Source organism: Allorhizobium sp. GW101-3B10 (assembly GCF_059424725.1).
The window spans coordinates 2617523-2633905 of record NZ_JBWKZR010000001.1 but is presented as its reverse complement, the minus strand read 5'-3'; the positions used below and the strand labels follow the sequence as shown (position 1 = coordinate 2633905).

The 16383-nt window shown below is 64.1% G+C and carries 19 protein-coding genes; 10 read left to right on the top strand and 9 right to left on the bottom strand.

Features of this window, described 5'->3' with window-relative positions; genetic code table 11:
* Positions 1 to 197: 197 nt before the first annotated feature.
* Together AC07Y0_RS13115 and AC07Y0_RS13110 are read right to left on the bottom strand one after the other, a co-directional pair.
* Positions 198 to 422 (bottom strand): cold-shock protein, encoded by a 225-nt coding sequence (locus AC07Y0_RS13115; protein WP_084638528.1) that lies wholly within the window; start codon positions 420 to 422, stop codon positions 198 to 200.
* A 514-nt stretch (positions 423 to 936) separates the two neighbouring features.
* Positions 937 to 2508 (bottom strand): helicase HerA-like C-terminal domain-containing protein, encoded by a 1572-nt coding sequence (locus AC07Y0_RS13110; protein WP_498677894.1) that lies wholly within the window; start codon positions 2506 to 2508, stop codon positions 937 to 939.
* A gap of 259 nt (positions 2509 to 2767) precedes the next feature.
* On the opposite strand from AC07Y0_RS13110, the gene AC07Y0_RS13105 reads away from it, so the two are divergent.
* From AC07Y0_RS13105 to AC07Y0_RS13095, 3 genes are all read left to right on the top strand, one after another.
* The gene (locus AC07Y0_RS13105) at positions 2768 to 3157 is read left to right on the top strand and encodes a hypothetical protein (RefSeq protein WP_498677889.1); all 390 of its coding nucleotides are present in this window, start codon (positions 2768 to 2770) and stop codon (positions 3155 to 3157) included.
* Positions 3158 to 3321: 164 nt separating this feature from the next.
* On the top strand, positions 3322 to 4242 hold the full coding sequence (locus tag AC07Y0_RS13100) for a DUF2971 domain-containing protein (protein WP_498677887.1): 921 nt from the start codon (positions 3322 to 3324) through the stop codon (positions 4240 to 4242).
* 91 nt (positions 4243 to 4333) lie between these two features.
* Complete coding sequence (locus AC07Y0_RS13095) at positions 4334 to 5035, top strand: DUF8453 domain-containing protein (RefSeq protein WP_498677883.1); 702 nt, start codon at positions 4334 to 4336, stop codon at positions 5033 to 5035.
* Between the two features lie 151 nt (positions 5036 to 5186).
* Here the strand turns inward: AC07Y0_RS13095 and AC07Y0_RS13090 are convergent, their stop codons facing one another.
* Entirely contained in the window at positions 5187 to 5330 is a 144-nt protein-coding gene (locus tag AC07Y0_RS13090) for a hypothetical protein (protein ID WP_498677882.1), read from the bottom strand.
* A gap of 117 nt (positions 5331 to 5447) precedes the next feature.
* The gene (locus AC07Y0_RS13085) at positions 5448 to 6299 is read right to left on the bottom strand and encodes a LysR family transcriptional regulator (RefSeq protein ID WP_498677880.1); all 852 of its coding nucleotides are present in this window, start codon (positions 6297 to 6299) and stop codon (positions 5448 to 5450) included.
* A 104-nt stretch (positions 6300 to 6403) separates the two neighbouring features.
* Here AC07Y0_RS13085 and AC07Y0_RS13080 point away from each other — a divergent pair, with 104 nt between their 5' ends.
* Both AC07Y0_RS13080 and AC07Y0_RS13075 read left to right on the top strand, forming a co-directional pair.
* Entirely contained in the window at positions 6404 to 6709 is a 306-nt protein-coding gene (locus tag AC07Y0_RS13080) for a putative quinol monooxygenase (RefSeq protein WP_498677879.1), read from the top strand.
* The gene (locus AC07Y0_RS13075; RefSeq protein WP_498677878.1) at positions 6706 to 7005 is read left to right on the top strand and encodes a DUF2798 domain-containing protein; all 300 of its coding nucleotides are present in this window, start codon (positions 6706 to 6708) and stop codon (positions 7003 to 7005) included. The genes AC07Y0_RS13080 and AC07Y0_RS13075 overlap by 4 nt, the downstream gene beginning before the upstream one ends.
* A 62-nt stretch (positions 7006 to 7067) precedes the next feature.
* Here the strand turns inward: AC07Y0_RS13075 and AC07Y0_RS13070 are convergent, their stop codons facing one another.
* Complete coding sequence (locus AC07Y0_RS13070) at positions 7068 to 7892, bottom strand: aldo/keto reductase (RefSeq protein ID WP_498677876.1); 825 nt, start codon at positions 7890 to 7892, stop codon at positions 7068 to 7070.
* Between the two features lie 173 nt (positions 7893 to 8065).
* Here AC07Y0_RS13070 and AC07Y0_RS13065 point away from each other — a divergent pair, with 173 nt between their 5' ends.
* Entirely contained in the window at positions 8066 to 9097 is a 1032-nt protein-coding gene (locus tag AC07Y0_RS13065; protein WP_498677874.1) for a trans-3-hydroxy-L-proline dehydratase, read from the top strand.
* Positions 9098 to 9126: 29 nt separating this feature from the next.
* Complete coding sequence (locus AC07Y0_RS13060; protein ID WP_498677871.1) at positions 9127 to 9654, top strand: cupin domain-containing protein; 528 nt, start codon at positions 9127 to 9129, stop codon at positions 9652 to 9654.
* A gap of 54 nt (positions 9655 to 9708) precedes the next feature.
* Here the strand turns inward: AC07Y0_RS13060 and AC07Y0_RS13055 are convergent, their stop codons facing one another.
* The 4 genes from AC07Y0_RS13055 to AC07Y0_RS13040 form a co-directional block, all read right to left on the bottom strand.
* The gene (locus tag AC07Y0_RS13055) at positions 9709 to 9954 is read right to left on the bottom strand and encodes a DUF982 domain-containing protein (RefSeq protein WP_498677868.1); all 246 of its coding nucleotides are present in this window, start codon (positions 9952 to 9954) and stop codon (positions 9709 to 9711) included.
* A gap of 70 nt (positions 9955 to 10024) precedes the next feature.
* Complete coding sequence (gene tam, locus AC07Y0_RS13050) at positions 10025 to 10795, bottom strand: trans-aconitate 2-methyltransferase (protein ID WP_498677865.1); 771 nt, start codon at positions 10793 to 10795, stop codon at positions 10025 to 10027.
* 14 nt (positions 10796 to 10809) lie between these two features.
* Positions 10810 to 11460 carry a haloacid dehalogenase type II gene (locus tag AC07Y0_RS13045; RefSeq protein WP_498677863.1) on the bottom strand — a complete coding sequence of 217 codons (651 nt, stop codon included), beginning with the start codon at positions 11458 to 11460 and terminating at the stop codon, positions 10810 to 10812.
* 76 nt (positions 11461 to 11536) lie between these two features.
* Positions 11537 to 12766 carry an ROK family protein gene (locus AC07Y0_RS13040; protein ID WP_498677861.1) on the bottom strand — a complete coding sequence of 410 codons (1230 nt, stop codon included), beginning with the start codon at positions 12764 to 12766 and terminating at the stop codon, positions 11537 to 11539.
* A 243-nt stretch (positions 12767 to 13009) separates the two neighbouring features.
* Between AC07Y0_RS13040 and xylF the strand changes: the two genes are divergently transcribed.
* The 3 genes from xylF to AC07Y0_RS13025 all read left to right on the top strand — a co-directional run bounded on the left by xylF (position 13010) and on the right by AC07Y0_RS13025 (position 16319).
* Positions 13010 to 14050, top strand: a complete 1041-nt coding sequence (gene xylF / locus AC07Y0_RS13035; protein ID WP_498677859.1) for a D-xylose ABC transporter substrate-binding protein — start codon at positions 13010 to 13012, stop codon at positions 14048 to 14050.
* Between the two features lie 160 nt (positions 14051 to 14210).
* Positions 14211 to 15521: a sugar ABC transporter permease gene (locus tag AC07Y0_RS13030; protein WP_498677857.1), complete on the top strand. Its 1311-nt coding sequence runs from the start codon at positions 14211 to 14213 to the stop codon at positions 15519 to 15521.
* A 12-nt stretch (positions 15522 to 15533) separates the two neighbouring features.
* Positions 15534 to 16319 (top strand): ATP-binding cassette domain-containing protein, encoded by a 786-nt coding sequence (locus AC07Y0_RS13025; RefSeq protein WP_498677856.1) that lies wholly within the window; start codon positions 15534 to 15536, stop codon positions 16317 to 16319.
* Positions 16320 to 16383 lie beyond the last annotated feature (64 nt).

Below are 16383 nucleotides of genomic sequence, written 5' to 3'. Positions count from 1 at the left end.
AGCCGTCGCTCGGCTTGACCCGCCGCCGTGCGCTTCATCGCGCAGCTTGAGGTATGCAATCTTGTCGTGTATTTAATTCCGTTTGCATCCCTAGCGTTCAAGGTTCTGCAAACGCAAAAAGGCCAGACATCCGCCTGGCCTTCTCAACTTCTTATGCCTGCCACGCCAGTACATCCGTGGTCGCGGCTAGCTGAAGATTAGGCGGCCTGCAGCTGGCCGGCGGACATCTTGCCCGACTTGTTGTCGCGTTCCAGCTCGAAGGAGATCTTCTGGCCTTCGACGAGATCGCGCATACCGGCGCGTTCGACGGCCGAGATGTGGACGAAGACGTCCGCGCCGCCGTTGTCAGGCTGAATGAAGCCGAAGCCCTTGGTGGAATTGAACCATTTTACTGTGCCGGTGGTCATGACGAACCCTTTCATAGCAACATTGTGTTCCGTCGAACGACGCCCGACGGTTGTTTCGACTTTTGAGAGGGGGAAGTTCGTCCAGAGGCGCGAGGCGCCATAAACAAATATCGGCAAACAAAGTATCGATGAGCCTTGATACACGCCCGGCCGTCTCGCGTCAACTTTTTGTTTGTGTTCTTTTTGTGTGCGTCCTTTGGTTGTGTTTGTCGGCGGGGCACTTCTACGGCGAGGTTTTGGCCGTCCGGCGTGCCCGGCAGGGCGCGCGCGTCTCTGCGGAGATTGAGGCGGCCGGGAATGCCGCGGATGCACGGTCATGTGCCGTAGGCCGATAGCCTCTCATCCGCCTGCCGGCACCTTCTCCCCGTGAACGGGGAGAAGGGACAAGCGGCACCGCCGCGGCCATCCCCTCTCCCCGTTTACGGGGAGAGGGTCAGGGTGAGGGGCAAGGGCGTGCTCCGTATGCGGAAGAGAACCCTCTTGTTTCCTGTTTCATGAAAGGTGCGAACGGCAAGAAGGCCAGGAAGCCTTACCGCTTCAGGCTTCCCAAAATCCCCCGCACGATGGCGCGGCCGACCGAGGTGGCGACCGAGCGGGCGGCACTCTTCATCGCCGCCTCGATCACCGTTTCGCGCTGATAGCCCGAAGTCCGGCGCGTCGTGGGCTTCGCCGTGCGGTCGTCCTCTTCCTTGTCGCCGAAGCCCGGCAGCGACCAGCGGCCGGCGGCCGAATCCTTTTCCTCGCCGCGGGCCTCGCGTTCCTCTTCGGCGCGCCTTGCGGCCTCGGCCTCGGCCGCCTTCTGCTCGCGGGCCGCCAGGATCTCATAGGCCGATTCCCGGTCGAGATCCTTGTCATACACCCCGGCGACCGGGCTCACATTGATCACCGCGCGGCGCTCGGCCTCGCTGATCGGCCCGGGGCGGCTGGCCGGCGGGCGCACCAGCGTGCGCTCGACGATCGAGGGAATGCCCTTGGCCTGCAGCGTCGAGACCAGCGCCTCGCCGGTGCCGAGCATGGTGATCGCGGTCTCGCAGTCGAAGGCCGGGTTGGGGCGAAACGTGGTCGCCGCCGTCTTCACCGCCTTCTGCTCGCGCGGCGTATAGGCGCGGAGCGCATGCTGGATGCGGTTGCCCATCTGCGCCAGCACGGTGTCGGGCACGTCGAGCGGGTTCTGCGTGACGAAATAGACGCCGACGCCCTTGGAACGGATGAGGCGCACGACCTGCTCGATGCGCTCGATCAGCACTTTTGGCGCGTCGTTGAACAAAAGATGCGCTTCGTCGAAGAAGAAGACCAGCTTCGGCTTGTCCGGATCGCCCACCTCCGGCAGTTCCTCGAACAGCTCCGACAGCAGCCACAGAAGGAAGGTCGAATAGAGCCGCGGGTTCATCATCAGCTTGTCGGCGGCCAGCACCGAGATCGCCCCGCGCCCGTCATTGGTGGTGCGCATGATGTCGGTGACGGCGAGCGCCGGTTCGCCGAAGAAATGTTCCGCGCCCTGCTGTTCCAGCACCAGAAGCCCGCGCTGCAGCGAGCCGACCGAGGACTTGGAGATGAGGCCGAACTGGTTGGACAGCTCGCCCGCATGCTCGCCCATGTAGTTCAGCAGCGCCTGCAGGTCTTTCAGGTCGAGCAGCGGCAGGCCGCCCTGGTCGGCGATCTTGAAGGCGATGTTCAGGACACCCTCCTGCGCCTCCGAAGCATCCATCAGCCGCGACAGCAAAAGCGGGCCCATCTCGGCGACGGTGGTGCGCACGCGGTGGCCCTGCTCGCCGTAGAGATCCCAGAAGATCACCGGGAATTCCTGGTAGGCGAAATCGTCAAAACCGATCTGCTTGGCGCGCTGGTCGACCCAGTCCTTCGGCTGTCCCATCGCGGCGATGCCGGAGAGATCGCCCTTGATGTCGGCGCAGAACACCGGCACGCCGGCATTGGAAAAGCTCTCGGCGAGCACCTGCAGCGTCACCGTCTTGCCGGTGCCGGTGGCGCCGGTGACGATGCCGTGGCGGTTGCCGTATTTGAGGTCGAGATATTCGCCCTTGTTGAGGCTGTCGTCGGGATTGCGGCTGGTACCGATATAGAGCTTTCCGTCTTCGAGCATGCGCCTCGTTCCCGTCCCATGTTTCGGCGACCGGGCCGATCGGCAAATTGCGCGCGCCCCGTCATTCCCTGAATCGTCACCTTGCTGTTATAAGGATAGTGTGAAACATCGACAACAGCCTGCGGGCCGCGCGACCCGCGTCGGGCTTGGGCCATTCGGCCGCGGACAAATTCGGCCGGCGGCGGCCTTGGCCGCTTGAGTTCAGCGAAAACTTGAATTACGTTGACGTTAACGTCAATTTCACGCCAGGAGGCTCATCATGAACGAACTCGTAACCCGCATCGCCGACAAGGTCGGCATCGAACCGGCCCTCGCTGAAAAGTCCGTCGGTATGATGCTGGGCTTCCTGCAGCGCGAAGCGGCCGACGGCCCGGTCGCCAGGATGATCGAATCCGTGCCCGGCGCGCTCGACCTCGTCGCCAAGTACAATGGCGAAGGCGAAGGCAAGGGCCTGCTCGGCGGCCTGATGAGCGCGCTCGGCGGCGGCGGCATCATGGGTCTCGGCCAGCAGCTGATGGCCCAGGGCCTCGGCATGGGCGAAATCTCCAAGCTCGCCAAGGAAACCATGGCCGCTGCCCGCGAATATGCCGGCGACGAAGTCGTCGACGAAGTCGTCGCCTCGGTCCCGGGGTTGTCGCAGTTCGTCTGAGACGGGCGGAAGGATTGGATTTGAAGAAGCCGCCGGAGTGATCCGGCGGTTTTTTTGTGCGTGGGGGGGAGTGGACGCCGCAATGGCGTCGTTCAATGAATATGGCTTGTCTGATTGGCGCCCTTGGCTCGATCATCAAACATGATGTAGATGGATTCCGGAAAATGATGGATTTCGACAAGCGTCTCACTTCAGTTCCGCCGGGCTGGAACGACCGTCTGCATTTTTTCAAGTACATGAGCGCGGCTACCGCTAAAATCGTCCTTGAAAATCGCACATTGAGGTGGTCCGCGCCGAAAAAATTGAACGATCCATTCGATATTCAGTTCAACATGGAGATAAGGGCCGCCCCACACGAAGTGAAGGAAAAGGCCCTTGATCTTCTCTGGCAGGTTCACGATGGGAGGCTTGAACCTAGCCTTGATAATCCTTTGGGGGCCGTTTTTGGCCTTCTTCGCCAATACAACATTCCTTTGTCTAAGGAAGACATTGTAAAAGAGTTTGGGGCGGCGTTTGATGAAGGTTTCGATCGAATGCTGGCAAAGCTTCCAGAAGTCCATGAGGAGGCCGCACGCATTGTCGAAGACAACAAGATACTTTGCCTTACAACCCGTCCACATAACCACCTTATGTGGTCGCATTACGCAGACGCACATCAAGGCGTAGTCCTGAGATTTAGATCCATACCCGCTCTCAACGCGCCGTATGGAATGGCTAAGCCGGTTCAATACGTTGACGAAATTCCGCCTTTGCTGGATGAAGAGCAATTGGCAAAGTTGTTTGCGGGGGTCTTTTCACTTCAGGATGCAGGAATACTAGACCGAACGATCTATACAAAGTCACGGCACTGGGAGTACGAGGAGGAATGGAGGATCAGCGCCGGTGCAGGAAGAAACCCTGGAGCGCAATTTGAAGATTGTCCATTTGGCAAAAACGAGCTTGACGGCGTTATTTTCGGACTGAGAACGAGCGCGGAGGATCGCGCGCAGATACTTGCGTTGGCCGCCGAATACCCAAATGTTGAGATGATGCAGATCCAACGGGAGGCATCGAGTTTCAAATTGCAGGTTTCGCAATTGGCCTAATCTGTATTCGTCAGGCGTTCGCTGTGACGGATTTTGCCTGCAAGAAAGTGGCGACGGTGGACTGGTTCACAAGCTGAGGAGGGTGCGGAAAGTGGCAAACGATTGCCAAGGAATAACGTGTTTTTTTGACAGCGCGAGTATCGGTGCATTTTCTTCAGTAGTGACAGCATTTGCTACAATTGCGCTGCTCTATGTGACTCGGGTCCTCGCACAAGAAACGAAAGTCCTTTCACGAGCAACGTCGCAAGCACATGTCACAGCTACCATCGAGCCAAATGCTTGGGGCGTGACATATGTTGATATCTTCGTGACGAACTCGGGAAATGCCGTCGCATACGACATCCAACTCCAATTTGACCCGCCTTTGCCTCATTCCCAGGGCCATCGGCGGGACCTATCGGCACCGTTGCATCGCATCAGCATCCTTAAGCCAGGACAGACCCTGCAAAGTAACCTCGCCGCCTTCTCGGACGTGAGCAAGCAAGAGTACTTAGTCAGTATCAGTTGGAAGGGAAATCCTAAAGATACCAAACGAGAAACCTTTTCGTACCAGCTGTCAATGCGTGACTATGAAGGCGTCTCATATCTGGGGGCAAGAAGCCCTGCCGTTATGATGGCGGAGCAGATTAAGAAAATTCGAGAGGACTGGAAAGGCGTCCCATCGGGTCATAGCAGGATAAAGGTCGATGCATTTTCACGCCAGGAGCGCGATGAGGAAGCACGAGCACAAGCAGAGTGGATCGAGCAGGTTAGACGAGAGAGCGAGGGAACAGACGGATCCGATGGCCCTTAACGCCAAAGCTTCAGGTTTACGCGTAAGGTAAGGGGGTCTCGTACGGTGGGAGGTTCATCTGGCTTCCAAAGAACATAAGCCACAAAGGCTTTCACTACCGCCGTCGGCCGGTGCAAGAACTGTTCGGCGTGCTGCTCCAAACCGCCACCCTTCAAGCCCTCCGGTCCGCACCTTTCGGCCGCCCAACCCGCACCGCCGCCGCGTCCAGCTTTTCGCGCCACGGGGCTACGCTGACGTCAGGCGCGTCGTCCTGATCCTGCCACGCGTTCGGTTGAGGTTTGCTCTTCTCGGTCATCGGCGTCTCCCACTCCCAACACCAGAATGACAACCTTCGCCGTCGCAATCAAGGCCCTCAATCCCCCTCCGGCGCAGACGCCCCACACCCCTCCAGCCTCCCGCTCCCTCTCGCCGCTCAGCGCGGGCGGGGCAGGCAAGTGGCGAGGAAGCCTGCGACGTCGGTGACCGCGCGGTTGTTGCGCAGGTCGGCGTGATAGGTGACGAAGGCGTCGCGGTCGATGTGCTGGGCCGCGTCGCCGAGCGGGCAGAGTCCGTAGAGTTCGCCGAGGAATTCCGGCAGGGCGGCGATCCCGAGGCCGGCGGCCGCGGCCGCGCATTGCACGCCGAGATCATTGGTCGTGAGCACGATCTCCCGCGCGCCGGCAATGCCCTTCATCCAGTGCTGTTGCGGCGTGTCTCTCAGCGTCTCGTCGAAGGCGATGAAGCCATGGTCTTCCGGCGCGCGGCCTTCGGCATAGGATCGCGCCGCATAGAGCCGGTAACGCATCGTGCCCGCCTTGCGGATCACCAGCGTCGGATCGGTGGGCCGGCTGAGCCTGAGTGCCACGTCCGCCTCGCGCCGGACCAGAGAGACATGGCGCGCCTCGGCCAGCAGCCTAAAGCGGATCTGCGGATGCTCGGCCTGGAAGGCCGGTATGCGGGGCGTGACGAGCGTGAGCGCGATCATCGGCGGGGCGCTGACGGATACCTCGACCATCCGCGCCGCATCGGCCGGTATCGTGCCGCGTTCGAGGGCGAACACTTCCGCCTCCATGCGCCGGGCGTGGTCGGCGATGCGTGTGCCCTCGGCCGTCAGCAGGTAGCGGCGTGGCCGGCGATCAACCAGCCGTGCGTTGACGCGCGCCTCGAGCGCCGCGATCCGCCGCGCCACGGTCGCATGGTCGACCTTCAGCCGCCGCGCCGCCGCCGAAAGCGAGCCCTCGTCGGCCAGGGCCACGAAGAAGCGCAGGTCGTCCCAATCCAGCATCGTGCATTTCCGCGCAATTGATGTGCTCTATTGGGGAATAGCGCGCATCTGGCCCGTCAGGCAAGAGATCGTCATCGACAGGAGACAGACAGGAGCCTGACACAATGACCGATCGACCATCATCGCCCGCCCGCCTGCGGCGCATCGTTCGCCTGACCATGGCCGAAGGCCGGGGCGGCGAGGCACGCCTGGCCCTGCTTGAACTGCGCAAGGCCACCCTCCCGGAGCCGGGCTGCGCGGAGTTCGAATTCTTTCAATCCCTGGCGGACGAGCGCGCCTTCGTGTTGATCGAGGACTTCGCCGACGAGGCGGCGCTGGCGCTGCATATGGAACAGCCCCATACCCGCGCCTTTTTCGCCCTCGGCCTGCTCCAGAGCGCAGAGCCGGTTGCGAAGGAGTGGCTCGCATGACGCACATTTCCCCCGCAGCTCCCGGCGCTCGCAAGGCGCGTCCGTTCAGGCTTTCCAGGCTCCCGGCGAAAAGCCGTTTCGTCGTCACGCCGATGATCCTATCGTTCCTGATGTCCGGCGTCGTCGCCTCGATCGCCACCATCCGCGCGCTGGGGCTCGCGCCGGATCTCGCATCCAGCATCCTGAAGGCCTGGGCCATGTCCTATGTGGTGGCTTTCCCCTCCGCCCTGGTGGTCATGCCGATCGTCCGCTGGATCGTCGATCGCCTGGTCGAGGCGCCGCAGGCAAAGGGCTGACCGGCACGTTCATCGAGGGAGCCGCCGCAGAGAGCCGGCGGCTCGCTTGTGCGGCGGCCCCCTCAATCCCACGCCGGCGCCAGATGCCCCGGGTTGACGATCCGCCCGTCCGGCCTCGCGAGCGCCGAAATGGCGTCCATTTCCTCGGCGTCGAGCGAGAAGTCGAAGACGGCGAAATTTTCCGCGAGCCGGCTTTCGGTCGCGGTCTTGGTCAGCGCCGCCACGCTCTGCTGCTGGATGAGCCAGCGTAAGCCCACCTGGGCCGCCGTCTTGCCGTGGCGCGCGCCGATGTCCTGCAGCAGTTCGTCCTTCGGCACGCGGCCGTCGGCCATGGCGTAATAGGCCGTCACCGACAGGCCGTAGGAGCGGGCGGCGATCAGCACCGCGGTCTGGTCGAGATAGGGATGATATTCGATCTGGTTGGTGACGATCGGCGCCTTCGACAGGCGCACGGCCTCGCCCATCAGCGCGCAATTATAGTTGGACACGCCGATATGGCGCACCTTGCCGGCATCGACCAGCGCGTTCAAGCCCTCGATCTGTTCCTCGAGCGGCACCGGGCTTTTCGGCCAGTGCAGGAGCAGCAGGTCGACGTGGTCGGTCTCCAGCTTCTTCAGGCTCTCGTCGACCGAGGGTCCCATGGCGCCTCGGGAAAACTTGTCGACCCACACCTTGGTGGTGAGGAAGATGTCGCCGCGCGCGAGCCCTGAGCGGGCGATCGCCTCGCCGACCGCGGCCTCGTTGCCGTAGATCTGCGCGGTGTCGATATGGCGAAAGCCGGTCTTCAGGGCGAGCGGCAGGATCCTGAGCACGTCGGCGGCGGGCATGCGGAAGGTGCCGAAGCCGAGCGCCGGGATATGCGCGCCGTTGGCGGTGACATATTTCATGGGAGAACTCCTTTTCTGCGCTGGCGCGGCGGCGGGGCCCGGGGCCGCGGCTCGATCGATACCCCTCTAACATGACCCTTTTGCCGCCCGCTGCAAGCCGGCGGATCGTCACGCCGGTCGATTGCCGCCGCCGGCCTTGGCTGCTAGCGTGGCCTCGCAAAAACGAGGCACCCATGCGCAGCACCAAGGTCATCCACGTCGTCAATTGCCATGCCGAAGGGGAGGTGGGCGACGTCATCGTCGGCGGCGTCGCGCCCCCGCCGGGCGAAACCCTGTGGGAGCAGTCGCGCTTCATCGCCAGCGACCAGACCTTGCGCAATTTCGTGCTGAACGAGCCGCGCGGCGGCGTCTTTCGCCATGTGAACCTGCTGGTGCCGGCCAGGGATCCGCGCGCCCAGATGGGTTGGATCATCATGGAGCCGGAAGACACGCCGCCCATGTCCGGCTCCAATTCCATCTGCGTCGCCACCGTGCTGCTGGACTCAGGCATCCTGCCGATGACCGAGCCGGTGACGAAACTGGTGCTCGAGGCGCCGGGCGGCGTGGTGGAAGTGACCGCCCAGTGCCGCAACGGCAAGGCCGAGCGCATCACGGTGCGCAACCTGCCGTCCTTTGCCGATCGGCTCGGCGCCGTGATCGAGGTGGAAGGGGTGGGCACGCTCACCGTCGACACCGCCTTCGGCGGCGACAGTTTCGTCATTGCCGACGGACGCGCCCTTGGCTTCTCGATCGCCCCCGACGAGGCGCGCGACATCGCCGTCATGGGCATGAAGATCACCGACGCCGCCAACCGGCAGCTCGGCTTTTCCCATCCCGATCCCGATCGCAACTGGAACCACATCTCGTTCTGTCAGATCACCGCGCCAGTGGTGATGGAAAACGGGGTGGCGACCGGGGCCAATGCGGTGGCCATCAAGCCCGGCAAGATCGACCGCTCGCCGACCGGCACCGGCTGTTCGGCCCGCATGGCCGTGCTCCATGCCCGGGGCGAACTGAAGGTCGGCGACCGCTTCGTCGGCCGCTCGATCATGGGCTCCGAATTCCATTGCGCCATCGAGGCGGACACCGAGATCGGCGGCCGGCCGGCGATCGTGCCGACCATTTCCGGCCGCGCCTGGATCACCGGCACCCAGCAGCTGATGCTCGATCCGGACGATCCGTGGCCGGCCGGCTACCGCCTGTCGGACACCTGGCCGAAGCTTTGAAAGTTGAACCCGAAACGGGAGGCATGGACATGACGAAGCAAGAACGGCCGGCCTGCATTGCCCATTGGCGTGAGGTCGAGGGGCCGGACGATGGGCACTACGACGGTGACGACGAACTGATGGCGATCGGCGCGCCGCTGGCCCGCCGCTTTGGCCTGACCCGGCTCGGCATCCATCACGAGCGCCTGCCGCCCGGCCGCCGCACCTCCTATCCCCATGCCGAAAGCGCCGAGGAGGAGTTCGTCTATGTGCTGACCGGCACGCCGGATGTCTGGCTCGACGGCGCGCTGCACCGGCTGAAACCCGGCGATGCCGTCGGCTTCCCGGCCGGCACCGGCCAGTGCCACAGCTTTCTCAACAATACCGACGAAGAGGTGACGCTGCTGGTGGTCGGCGAAACGGCCAAGCCGGAAAACCGCATCTACTATCCGAAGAACCGCGACCTCGAGACGAAGCGCCGCGACTGGTGGCACGACTGGCCGGAGCGACAGATCGGCGACCATGACGGGCTGTCCGATGCGCGAAGGGCCGAGCGGGCGAAGCAAAAGGACGACTGACGGGCCGCGGGCCCTGCCGGACCGTTCGAGGTGCGCGGGTTCGGGCGTCCACCCTCAGTCGCGGATGACGATCCCGGCCTCGATCGCCGCGGCGATGAAAGCCTTGCGCGCATCCTCGTCCTTCTTCTTGCCGGCGACTACGTCCATGCAGACGAGCAGCGCCTTGTCGAGCGCCGGGCCGTCCTCGGTCGGCCAGTCCTCGATCATCGCCCAGGAGGCGGCTTCGGTGCTGTCGATCGTCACGTCCTCGCCCTCTTCGCCGAGCGCGAGGGTGACGGGCTGTGTCCAGGGCTTGCTCATCGGCGGAAGCTTTCAAAAATTCGGTTGGCGTCGGCGCGCCGTCATGGGTCGGGATTGCCTTCTAGCGAAGTTACGCCTTCACCGCCACGACAAACAGACGGGGAAACCGAAGCAGCACCCGCCCGTCGGCCATCGGCGGATAGGCTTTTTTGAGGCGGGCGGTGTAGTCGGCGAGGAAGGCCGGCGCATGCTCATCGCCCGCGCCGTCGAGATAGGGGCGAAGGCCGGTGCCCTTCACCCATTCGACGATCGCCTCGGCATCGGCCATCGGATGGTAGTAGACCGTGTGCCAGACATCGACGCGCGCGGCCTTCGGCGACAGCCGTTCGAGATAGGCGGCGGGCGAGGAGAGGCGCGCGCGTCGCAGCCTGCCGCCGGCAAAGGCCGGCGCCCAGGGACCGGCGGCCCCGGTCTCCTCCATCAGGAGATGCGTCGGCTCGTCGAGATTGTCGGGCATCTGCACGGCCAGCACCCCGCCCGGCGCCAGATGGTCGATCAGGCTCTCCATCAGCGACAGATGATCCGGCAGCCATTGCAGCACCGCATTGGCATAGAGCAGATCGGCCGGCGCCTCGGGCCGCCAGGTGGAAAGGTCGGCCTTCACGAAAGGCGTGCCCGGCAGGCGCGCCCGCGCCTTGTCCAGCATGTCGACATCGCTGTCGAGGCCGGTGACCGCCCCCGTGCCGAAGCGCGCGATCAGCAGTTCGGTCGAATTGCCCGGCCCGCAACCGAGATCGTAGACACGCTCTGCGGTTTGAAGCGGCACCTGCGCCAGGAGGTCGCGCGCCGGCCGTGTCCGCTCTTCCTCGAATTTCAGATATTGCGTCGCCGACCAGGCCATGGCGCGGTCCTTCGTCAGAGGCTTTCGAGACTCCGCAGGATCAGGTCTGGACCGTGATCGGCATATTCGTCGGGCAGGTCGAGACGGTTGATCCACACCGTGCGGAAGCCGAATTTCTGCGCGCCGGCCACGTCCCAGCGGTTCGACGACTGGAAGGACACCGCATCCGGATAGAGCCGATAGGCGGTCGTCACCATGTCGTAGACTTGCGGCGCGGTCTTGTAGGCGCGGATGTCGTCGACGGAGAACACGTCGTCGAGGATCACGTCGAGCGCCGCATTCTTCACCGCCGCCTTCAGCATGTCCGGCGAGCCGTTGGAGAGGATGGCCAGTTTCGCGCCGCGGCTCTTCAGATCCTTCAGCACGGCCGGCACTTCCGGATAGCAGTCGAGCGTCCAGTAGGCGGAAAGCAAATCGGCGCGCAGGCTCCGCTCGACGCTGGGGAAGCGCGCGAGCGTGTAGTCCAGCGCCTCTTCGGTCAGCTGCCAGAAGTCGCGATAGCTGCCCATCAGCGTGCGCACCCAGGAGTATTCCAGCTGCTTGGCGCGCCACATCTCGGAAAAGCGCTGATGCTCGGCCCCCGCCCGCTCGGCATGGCGGCGCACCGCCGCATGCACGTCGAACAGCGTGCCATAGGCATCAAAGACATAAGCTGCGGTGGACATCGCGCCTCCCTTAATCGCATTCCCCGCAGTGATAGGACGCGGGCGGCGGCGCGGCAAGGGCGCCCTTCGGCTCGGTTCAGCGCGCCTGCGCCTCTTCGGCCCTGAGCCCCGCCACGTCGTGGTCGATCTCGGTCAGCGCCCGGTCGAGATGGCCCTCGAACACCAGCGTCGCCTCTTCCGGCACGATGGTGATCTGAGGCTGGCCGTAGATGCGCACATGCAGCGATTGCGACAGCCCTTCGTCGAGGCCGCGGCGTAAGAGGTCGATGTAACGCGTGCCGTGGCCGGTGATGACGATCGGCATGTTCTCGTAGAGGCTCAGGACCCGCGAAAGCCCCTGGCCGAGCGCCAGGCCCGCCTGGCGGAAGGCATATTCCGACATCCTGTGTCCCTGCCGCGCGCGGGCGGCGATCTTGTCCATTTCGGCCAGCGGCACGAACTTCGCCGGGATCGTGTCGGGCGGCACTTCGAAGGCGGTCCGGAGGATGCCGTAGAAGCCGGCCGAGGCCTCGACGCAGCCGATCGAGCCGCAGCGACAGAGCTTGCCATCGGAGGCGTTGAGCATATGGCCGAAGTTCGGGGCGCTGACCTCCAACTCGCCCGAATGCCCGCGCCGGGCGATGCCGAGCCCGATCGAATGGCCGAGCGACAGGGTGGCGAGCGCATGGAACGGCCGGTCCTCATCCTTGTCGGCGCGAAGACCCAGCGCATGGGCGACCAGCAGCGTCTCGTTGTTGAGGCGGATGCGGGTCTGCGGCGAAACCGCAAGCGCGGTGGAAAAATCGATCTCCTCGCGGCCGAACACCGGCGACCAGAGGAGGCGCGATCCGCCGGCATCGACCATGCCCTTGGAACTGATCGACACCGCGGCGATACGCTCGGGCGAAAGCCGCGAGCGGCTCGCCATGCGCGTCAGCGCGTCGCGGAAGCCGGCGATGAAACCCTGGCCCGAAGCGGCGACATGGTCGCGTGGCTCCTCGAACCGGTCGATCAGCGTGCCGGTATAATCGGCCAGCGAATATTGAACGCTGTCGGACGAGATGCGTGCGGCGATCAGATAGCTGAAATCGCGCCTGCGCCCGAACAGTACGCGCGGCCGTCCGCGCCCGCCGGTGGCCGGCTGCTCGTGCCGTTCCAGCGCGCCGATTCGCTCCAGATCGGCGGTGATCGCCGAGACGGTGGCCGAGGCAAGTCCGGTGGCGGCAGCGATGTCGGTATGGGCAAGGGACCCCTGGCGGCGAAGGGCGGACAGCACCAGCGCGCTGTTTTGCTGACGCACCATTTCGGTGCTCGATTTCGTCAGCATGGCAGGCGTCCGTTCATCGTGGTCCTTCTCGATATGCCCTTCACAAAGATCACCGGATTGGCAGCTTTGCAAGCCGCGAGGAGCCATGTTGACAGCCCCGGATTCTTCTGACATTTATTTTCTCGACTGTCGAGAAAAACCATCGGCCACTCGGTCGGGGCAAGGCAGTATTCTTCGACGGGCCGCTTTAGGGGGTGAACGGGAGGTTCGCCGGCGTGCCGCGTCTTTCAAAGGGAGGCTTTTATGAAATCCGTCTTGAAGCTGATGGCGTGCGCCGCCGTCATCACCAGCCTGCATACCGTCGCCAACGCCAAGGACCTCGTGGTCGGCGTGTCCTGGTCGAACTTCCAGGAAGAGCGCTGGAAGACCGACGAAGCCGCCATCAAGGCAGCGCTCGAGGCCTCCGGCGACAAGTATATTTCCGCCGACGCCCAGTCCTCCGCCGCCAAGCAGCTGACCGACGTCGAGAGCCTGATCGCTCAGGGCGCCAATGCCATCATCGTTCTGGCCCAGGACAGCGAAGCCATCGGCCCGGCGATCGAAAAGGCTGCCGCCGAAGGCATCCCGGTCGTCGGCTATGACCGCCTGATCGAAAACCCGGCCGCCTTCTACATCACCTTCGACAACAAGGAAGTCGGCCGCATGCAGGCCCGCGAAGTGTTTAAGGCCAAGCCGGAAGGCAATTATGTCTTCATCAAGGGCTCGTCCTCCGACCCGAACGCGGACTTCCTGTTCGCGGGCCAGATGGAAGTGCTGAAGGAAGCGGTCGACGCCGGCAAGATCAAGAATGTCGGCGAAGCCTATACCGACGGCTGGAAGCCGGAAAATGCCCAGAAGAACATGGAGCAGTTCCTGACCGCCAACGACAACAAAGTCGACGCGGTCGTCGCCTCGAACGACGGCACCGCCGGCGGCGTGGTCGCGGCGCTCACCGCGCAGGGCCTTGCCGGCTCCGTTCCGGTCTCTGGCCAGGATGCGGACTTTGCGGCGCTGAACCGCGTTGCGCTCGGCACCCAGACCGTATCCGTCTGGAAGGACAGCCGTGAACTCGGCAAGCGTGCAGCCGAAATCGCCGTCGAACTCGCCGGCGGCAAGAAGCTGAACGAGATCGAAGGCGTGACCACCTTTGCCGGCGGTCCGAAGGGCGTCGAAATGCAGTCGGTCTTCCTCGCACCGCTGCCGATCACCAAGGACAACCTGAACGTCGTCATCGATGCCGGCTGGATCACCAAGGAAGCCGCCTGCCAGGGCGTCCCCGCGGGTTCCGTCGCAGCCTGCAATTGACACAGGCCTGACCTGACGGCCTCATGAACCTTGATGCGTCGCGACCCGGACAGGGTCGCGGCGTCTCTTCGGATCGGAGGGAGGCCCGGCCGCCATTGCCGCACATGCTGCGGCGGCGCGCCATCGCAAGGGATTACGAAAAGTGGGAGAACGGCACGGCATGGCCGATATCACGAATACCACGCAGGCCGCGCGCGCCGGCGCGGGCGAAAACCCGGTAAAGCGCTTTTTCCGCGCCACCGAGATCGACACCCGCCTGCTCGGCATGATCGGCGCCATGCTGATCATCTGGATCGGCTTCAACATCATTTCCGGCGGTCTGTTCCTGACCCCGCGCAACCTGTGGAACCTGTCGGTGCAGACCGCTTCCGTCGCCGTCATGGCGACCGGCATGGTGCTCGTCATCGTCACCCGCAACATCGACCTCTCGGTCGGTTCGGTGCTCGGTTTCGTCGGCATGTTCATGGGCGTGCTGCAGGCCGAACTCCTGCCGCAGATCCTCGGCTTCGACCATCCGCTGACCTGGGTCATCGCGCTTGCCGCCGGCCTCGTCCTCGGCGCGTCGATCGGCGCGCTGCACGGCGTCATCATCGCCTTCCTCAACGTTCCGTCCTTCATCGTCACGCTCGGCGGCCTGCTGGTCTGGCGCGGCGCCACATGGTTCGTCACCTCGGGCCGCACGGTCGCCCCGATGGATGCCACCTTCCGCCTGATGGGCGGCGGCACCGACGGCTCGATCGGCGCGACCGCCAGCTGGATCGTCGGCGTCATCGCCTGCCTCGCCATCGTCGCGACGCTCGTCAATTCGCGCAAGCAGCGCCGCCGCTTCGGCTTTCCGCTGCGCCCGCTCTGGGCCGAATATTTCCTCACCGGCGTCAGCTGCTTCCTGGTCCTGGCGACCGTCTATGTCTTCAACAACTACCCCTGGCCGGTGGCGATCGCCCGCAAGTTCGCCGATGCCAACGGCATTGCCTGGCCCGATGGTGGCCTGTTTATCTCGCACGGCATCGCCATTCCGGTGCTGATCGCCATTGGCGTCGGCATCGTCATGACCTTCATCTCGACCCGCCTGCGCTTCGGCCGCTACGTCTTCGCCATCGGCGGCAATCCGGAGGCCGCCGAACTCGCCGGCATCAAGACCCGCTGGGTCACCGTCAAGATCTTCGCGCTGATGGGCATGCTCTGCGCCATCGCCGCCGCGATCTCCACCGCCCGCCTCAACGCCGCGACCAATGCGCAGGGCGAACTCGACGAACTCTACACCATCGCCGCGGCCGTCATCGGCGGCACCTCGCTCTCGGGCGGCATGGGCACGGTCGCCGGCGCCATGCTCGGCGCGCTCGTCATGCAGTCGCTGCAGTCGGGCATGGTGCTCGTCGGCATCGACACGCCGTTCCAGCGCATCGTCGTCGGCGTCGTTCTCGTCGTCGCCGTCTGGCTCGACACGATCTACCGCGCGCGGGCGAGATAAGAGGATTTCATCATGACTGACAAACGCACTCCGCTCGTGGAAATGAACAATGTTTCCATCTCGTTCGGCGGCATTCACGCGGTCGAGAACGCCTCGGTCGATCTCTATCCCGGCGAGGTCGTCGCCCTGCTCGGCCACAACGGCGCCGGCAAGTCGACGCTGATCAAGATCCTGTCGGGCGCCTATCGCCGCGACGCCGGCGAGATCCTGATCGACGGCGAACCGGCCGACATCAACAATCCGCGCGACGCCAAGAAATACGGCATCGAGACGATCTACCAGACGCTCGCCGTCGCCGACAATGTCGACGCCGCCGCCAATCTCTATCTCGGCCGGGAACTCCGCACCGCCTGGGGCACGCTCGACGATGTGGCGATGGAGGCGAAGGCCCGCGAGGTGATGGGACGGCTCAACCCCAACTTCCGCCGCTTCAAGGAGCCGGTGAAGGCCCTGTCCGGCGGCCAGCGCCAGTCGGTGGCGATCGCCCGCGCCATCCTGTTCGATGCCCGCATCCTGATCATGGACGAGCCGACGGCAGCGCTAGGCCCCCAGGAAACCGCCCAGGTCGGCGAACTGATCCAGCAGCTGAAGCGCGAAGGCATCGGCATCTTCCTGATCAGCCACGACATCCACGACGTCTTCGACCTCGCCGACCGCGTCTTCGTCATGAAGAACGGCAAGGTGGTCGGCCAGGCGCGGACGCAGGATGTCACCAAGGACGAAGTGCTCGGCATGATCATCCTCGGCAAATGCCCCCCGGGCGCGATCCCGGGTCCGGGGGCGATGCAGGTGGCGTGAGGTCTCCTCTCCCCTTGCGGGAGAGGAAGCAATTTCAGCATCTTAGCGTCAGCTAAGTGCTAGA

Coding starts and splice junctions, on each gene's coding strand:
- AC07Y0_RS13115 (WP_084638528.1), bottom strand. CDS start 422: ATGAAAGGGTTCGTCATGACCACCGGCACAGTAAAATGGTTCAATTCC.
- AC07Y0_RS13110 (WP_498677894.1), bottom strand. CDS start 2,508: ATGCTCGAAGACGGAAAGCTCTATATCGGTACCAGCCGCAATCCCGAC.
- AC07Y0_RS13105 (WP_498677889.1), top strand. CDS start 2,768: ATGAACGAACTCGTAACCCGCATCGCCGACAAGGTCGGCATCGAACCG.
- AC07Y0_RS13100 (WP_498677887.1), top strand. CDS start 3,322: ATGATGGATTTCGACAAGCGTCTCACTTCAGTTCCGCCGGGCTGGAAC.
- AC07Y0_RS13090 (WP_498677882.1), bottom strand. CDS start 5,330: ATGACCGAGAAGAGCAAACCTCAACCGAACGCGTGGCAGGATCAGGAC.
- AC07Y0_RS13085 (WP_498677880.1), bottom strand. CDS start 6,299: ATGCTGGATTGGGACGACCTGCGCTTCTTCGTGGCCCTGGCCGACGAG.
- AC07Y0_RS13080 (WP_498677879.1), top strand. CDS start 6,404: ATGACCGATCGACCATCATCGCCCGCCCGCCTGCGGCGCATCGTTCGC.
- AC07Y0_RS13075 (WP_498677878.1), top strand. CDS start 6,706: ATGACGCACATTTCCCCCGCAGCTCCCGGCGCTCGCAAGGCGCGTCCG.
- AC07Y0_RS13070 (WP_498677876.1), bottom strand. CDS start 7,892: ATGAAATATGTCACCGCCAACGGCGCGCATATCCCGGCGCTCGGCTTC.
- AC07Y0_RS13065 (WP_498677874.1), top strand. CDS start 8,066: ATGCGCAGCACCAAGGTCATCCACGTCGTCAATTGCCATGCCGAAGGG.
- AC07Y0_RS13060 (WP_498677871.1), top strand. CDS start 9,127: ATGACGAAGCAAGAACGGCCGGCCTGCATTGCCCATTGGCGTGAGGTC.
- AC07Y0_RS13055 (WP_498677868.1), bottom strand. CDS start 9,954: ATGAGCAAGCCCTGGACACAGCCCGTCACCCTCGCGCTCGGCGAAGAG.
- tam (WP_498677865.1), bottom strand. CDS start 10,795: ATGGCCTGGTCGGCGACGCAATATCTGAAATTCGAGGAAGAGCGGACA.
- AC07Y0_RS13045 (WP_498677863.1), bottom strand. CDS start 11,460: ATGTCCACCGCAGCTTATGTCTTTGATGCCTATGGCACGCTGTTCGAC.
- AC07Y0_RS13040 (WP_498677861.1), bottom strand. CDS start 12,766: ATGCTGACGAAATCGAGCACCGAAATGGTGCGTCAGCAAAACAGCGCG.
- xylF (WP_498677859.1), top strand. CDS start 13,010: ATGAAATCCGTCTTGAAGCTGATGGCGTGCGCCGCCGTCATCACCAGC.
- AC07Y0_RS13030 (WP_498677857.1), top strand. CDS start 14,211: ATGGCCGATATCACGAATACCACGCAGGCCGCGCGCGCCGGCGCGGGC.
- AC07Y0_RS13025 (WP_498677856.1), top strand. CDS start 15,534: ATGACTGACAAACGCACTCCGCTCGTGGAAATGAACAATGTTTCCATC.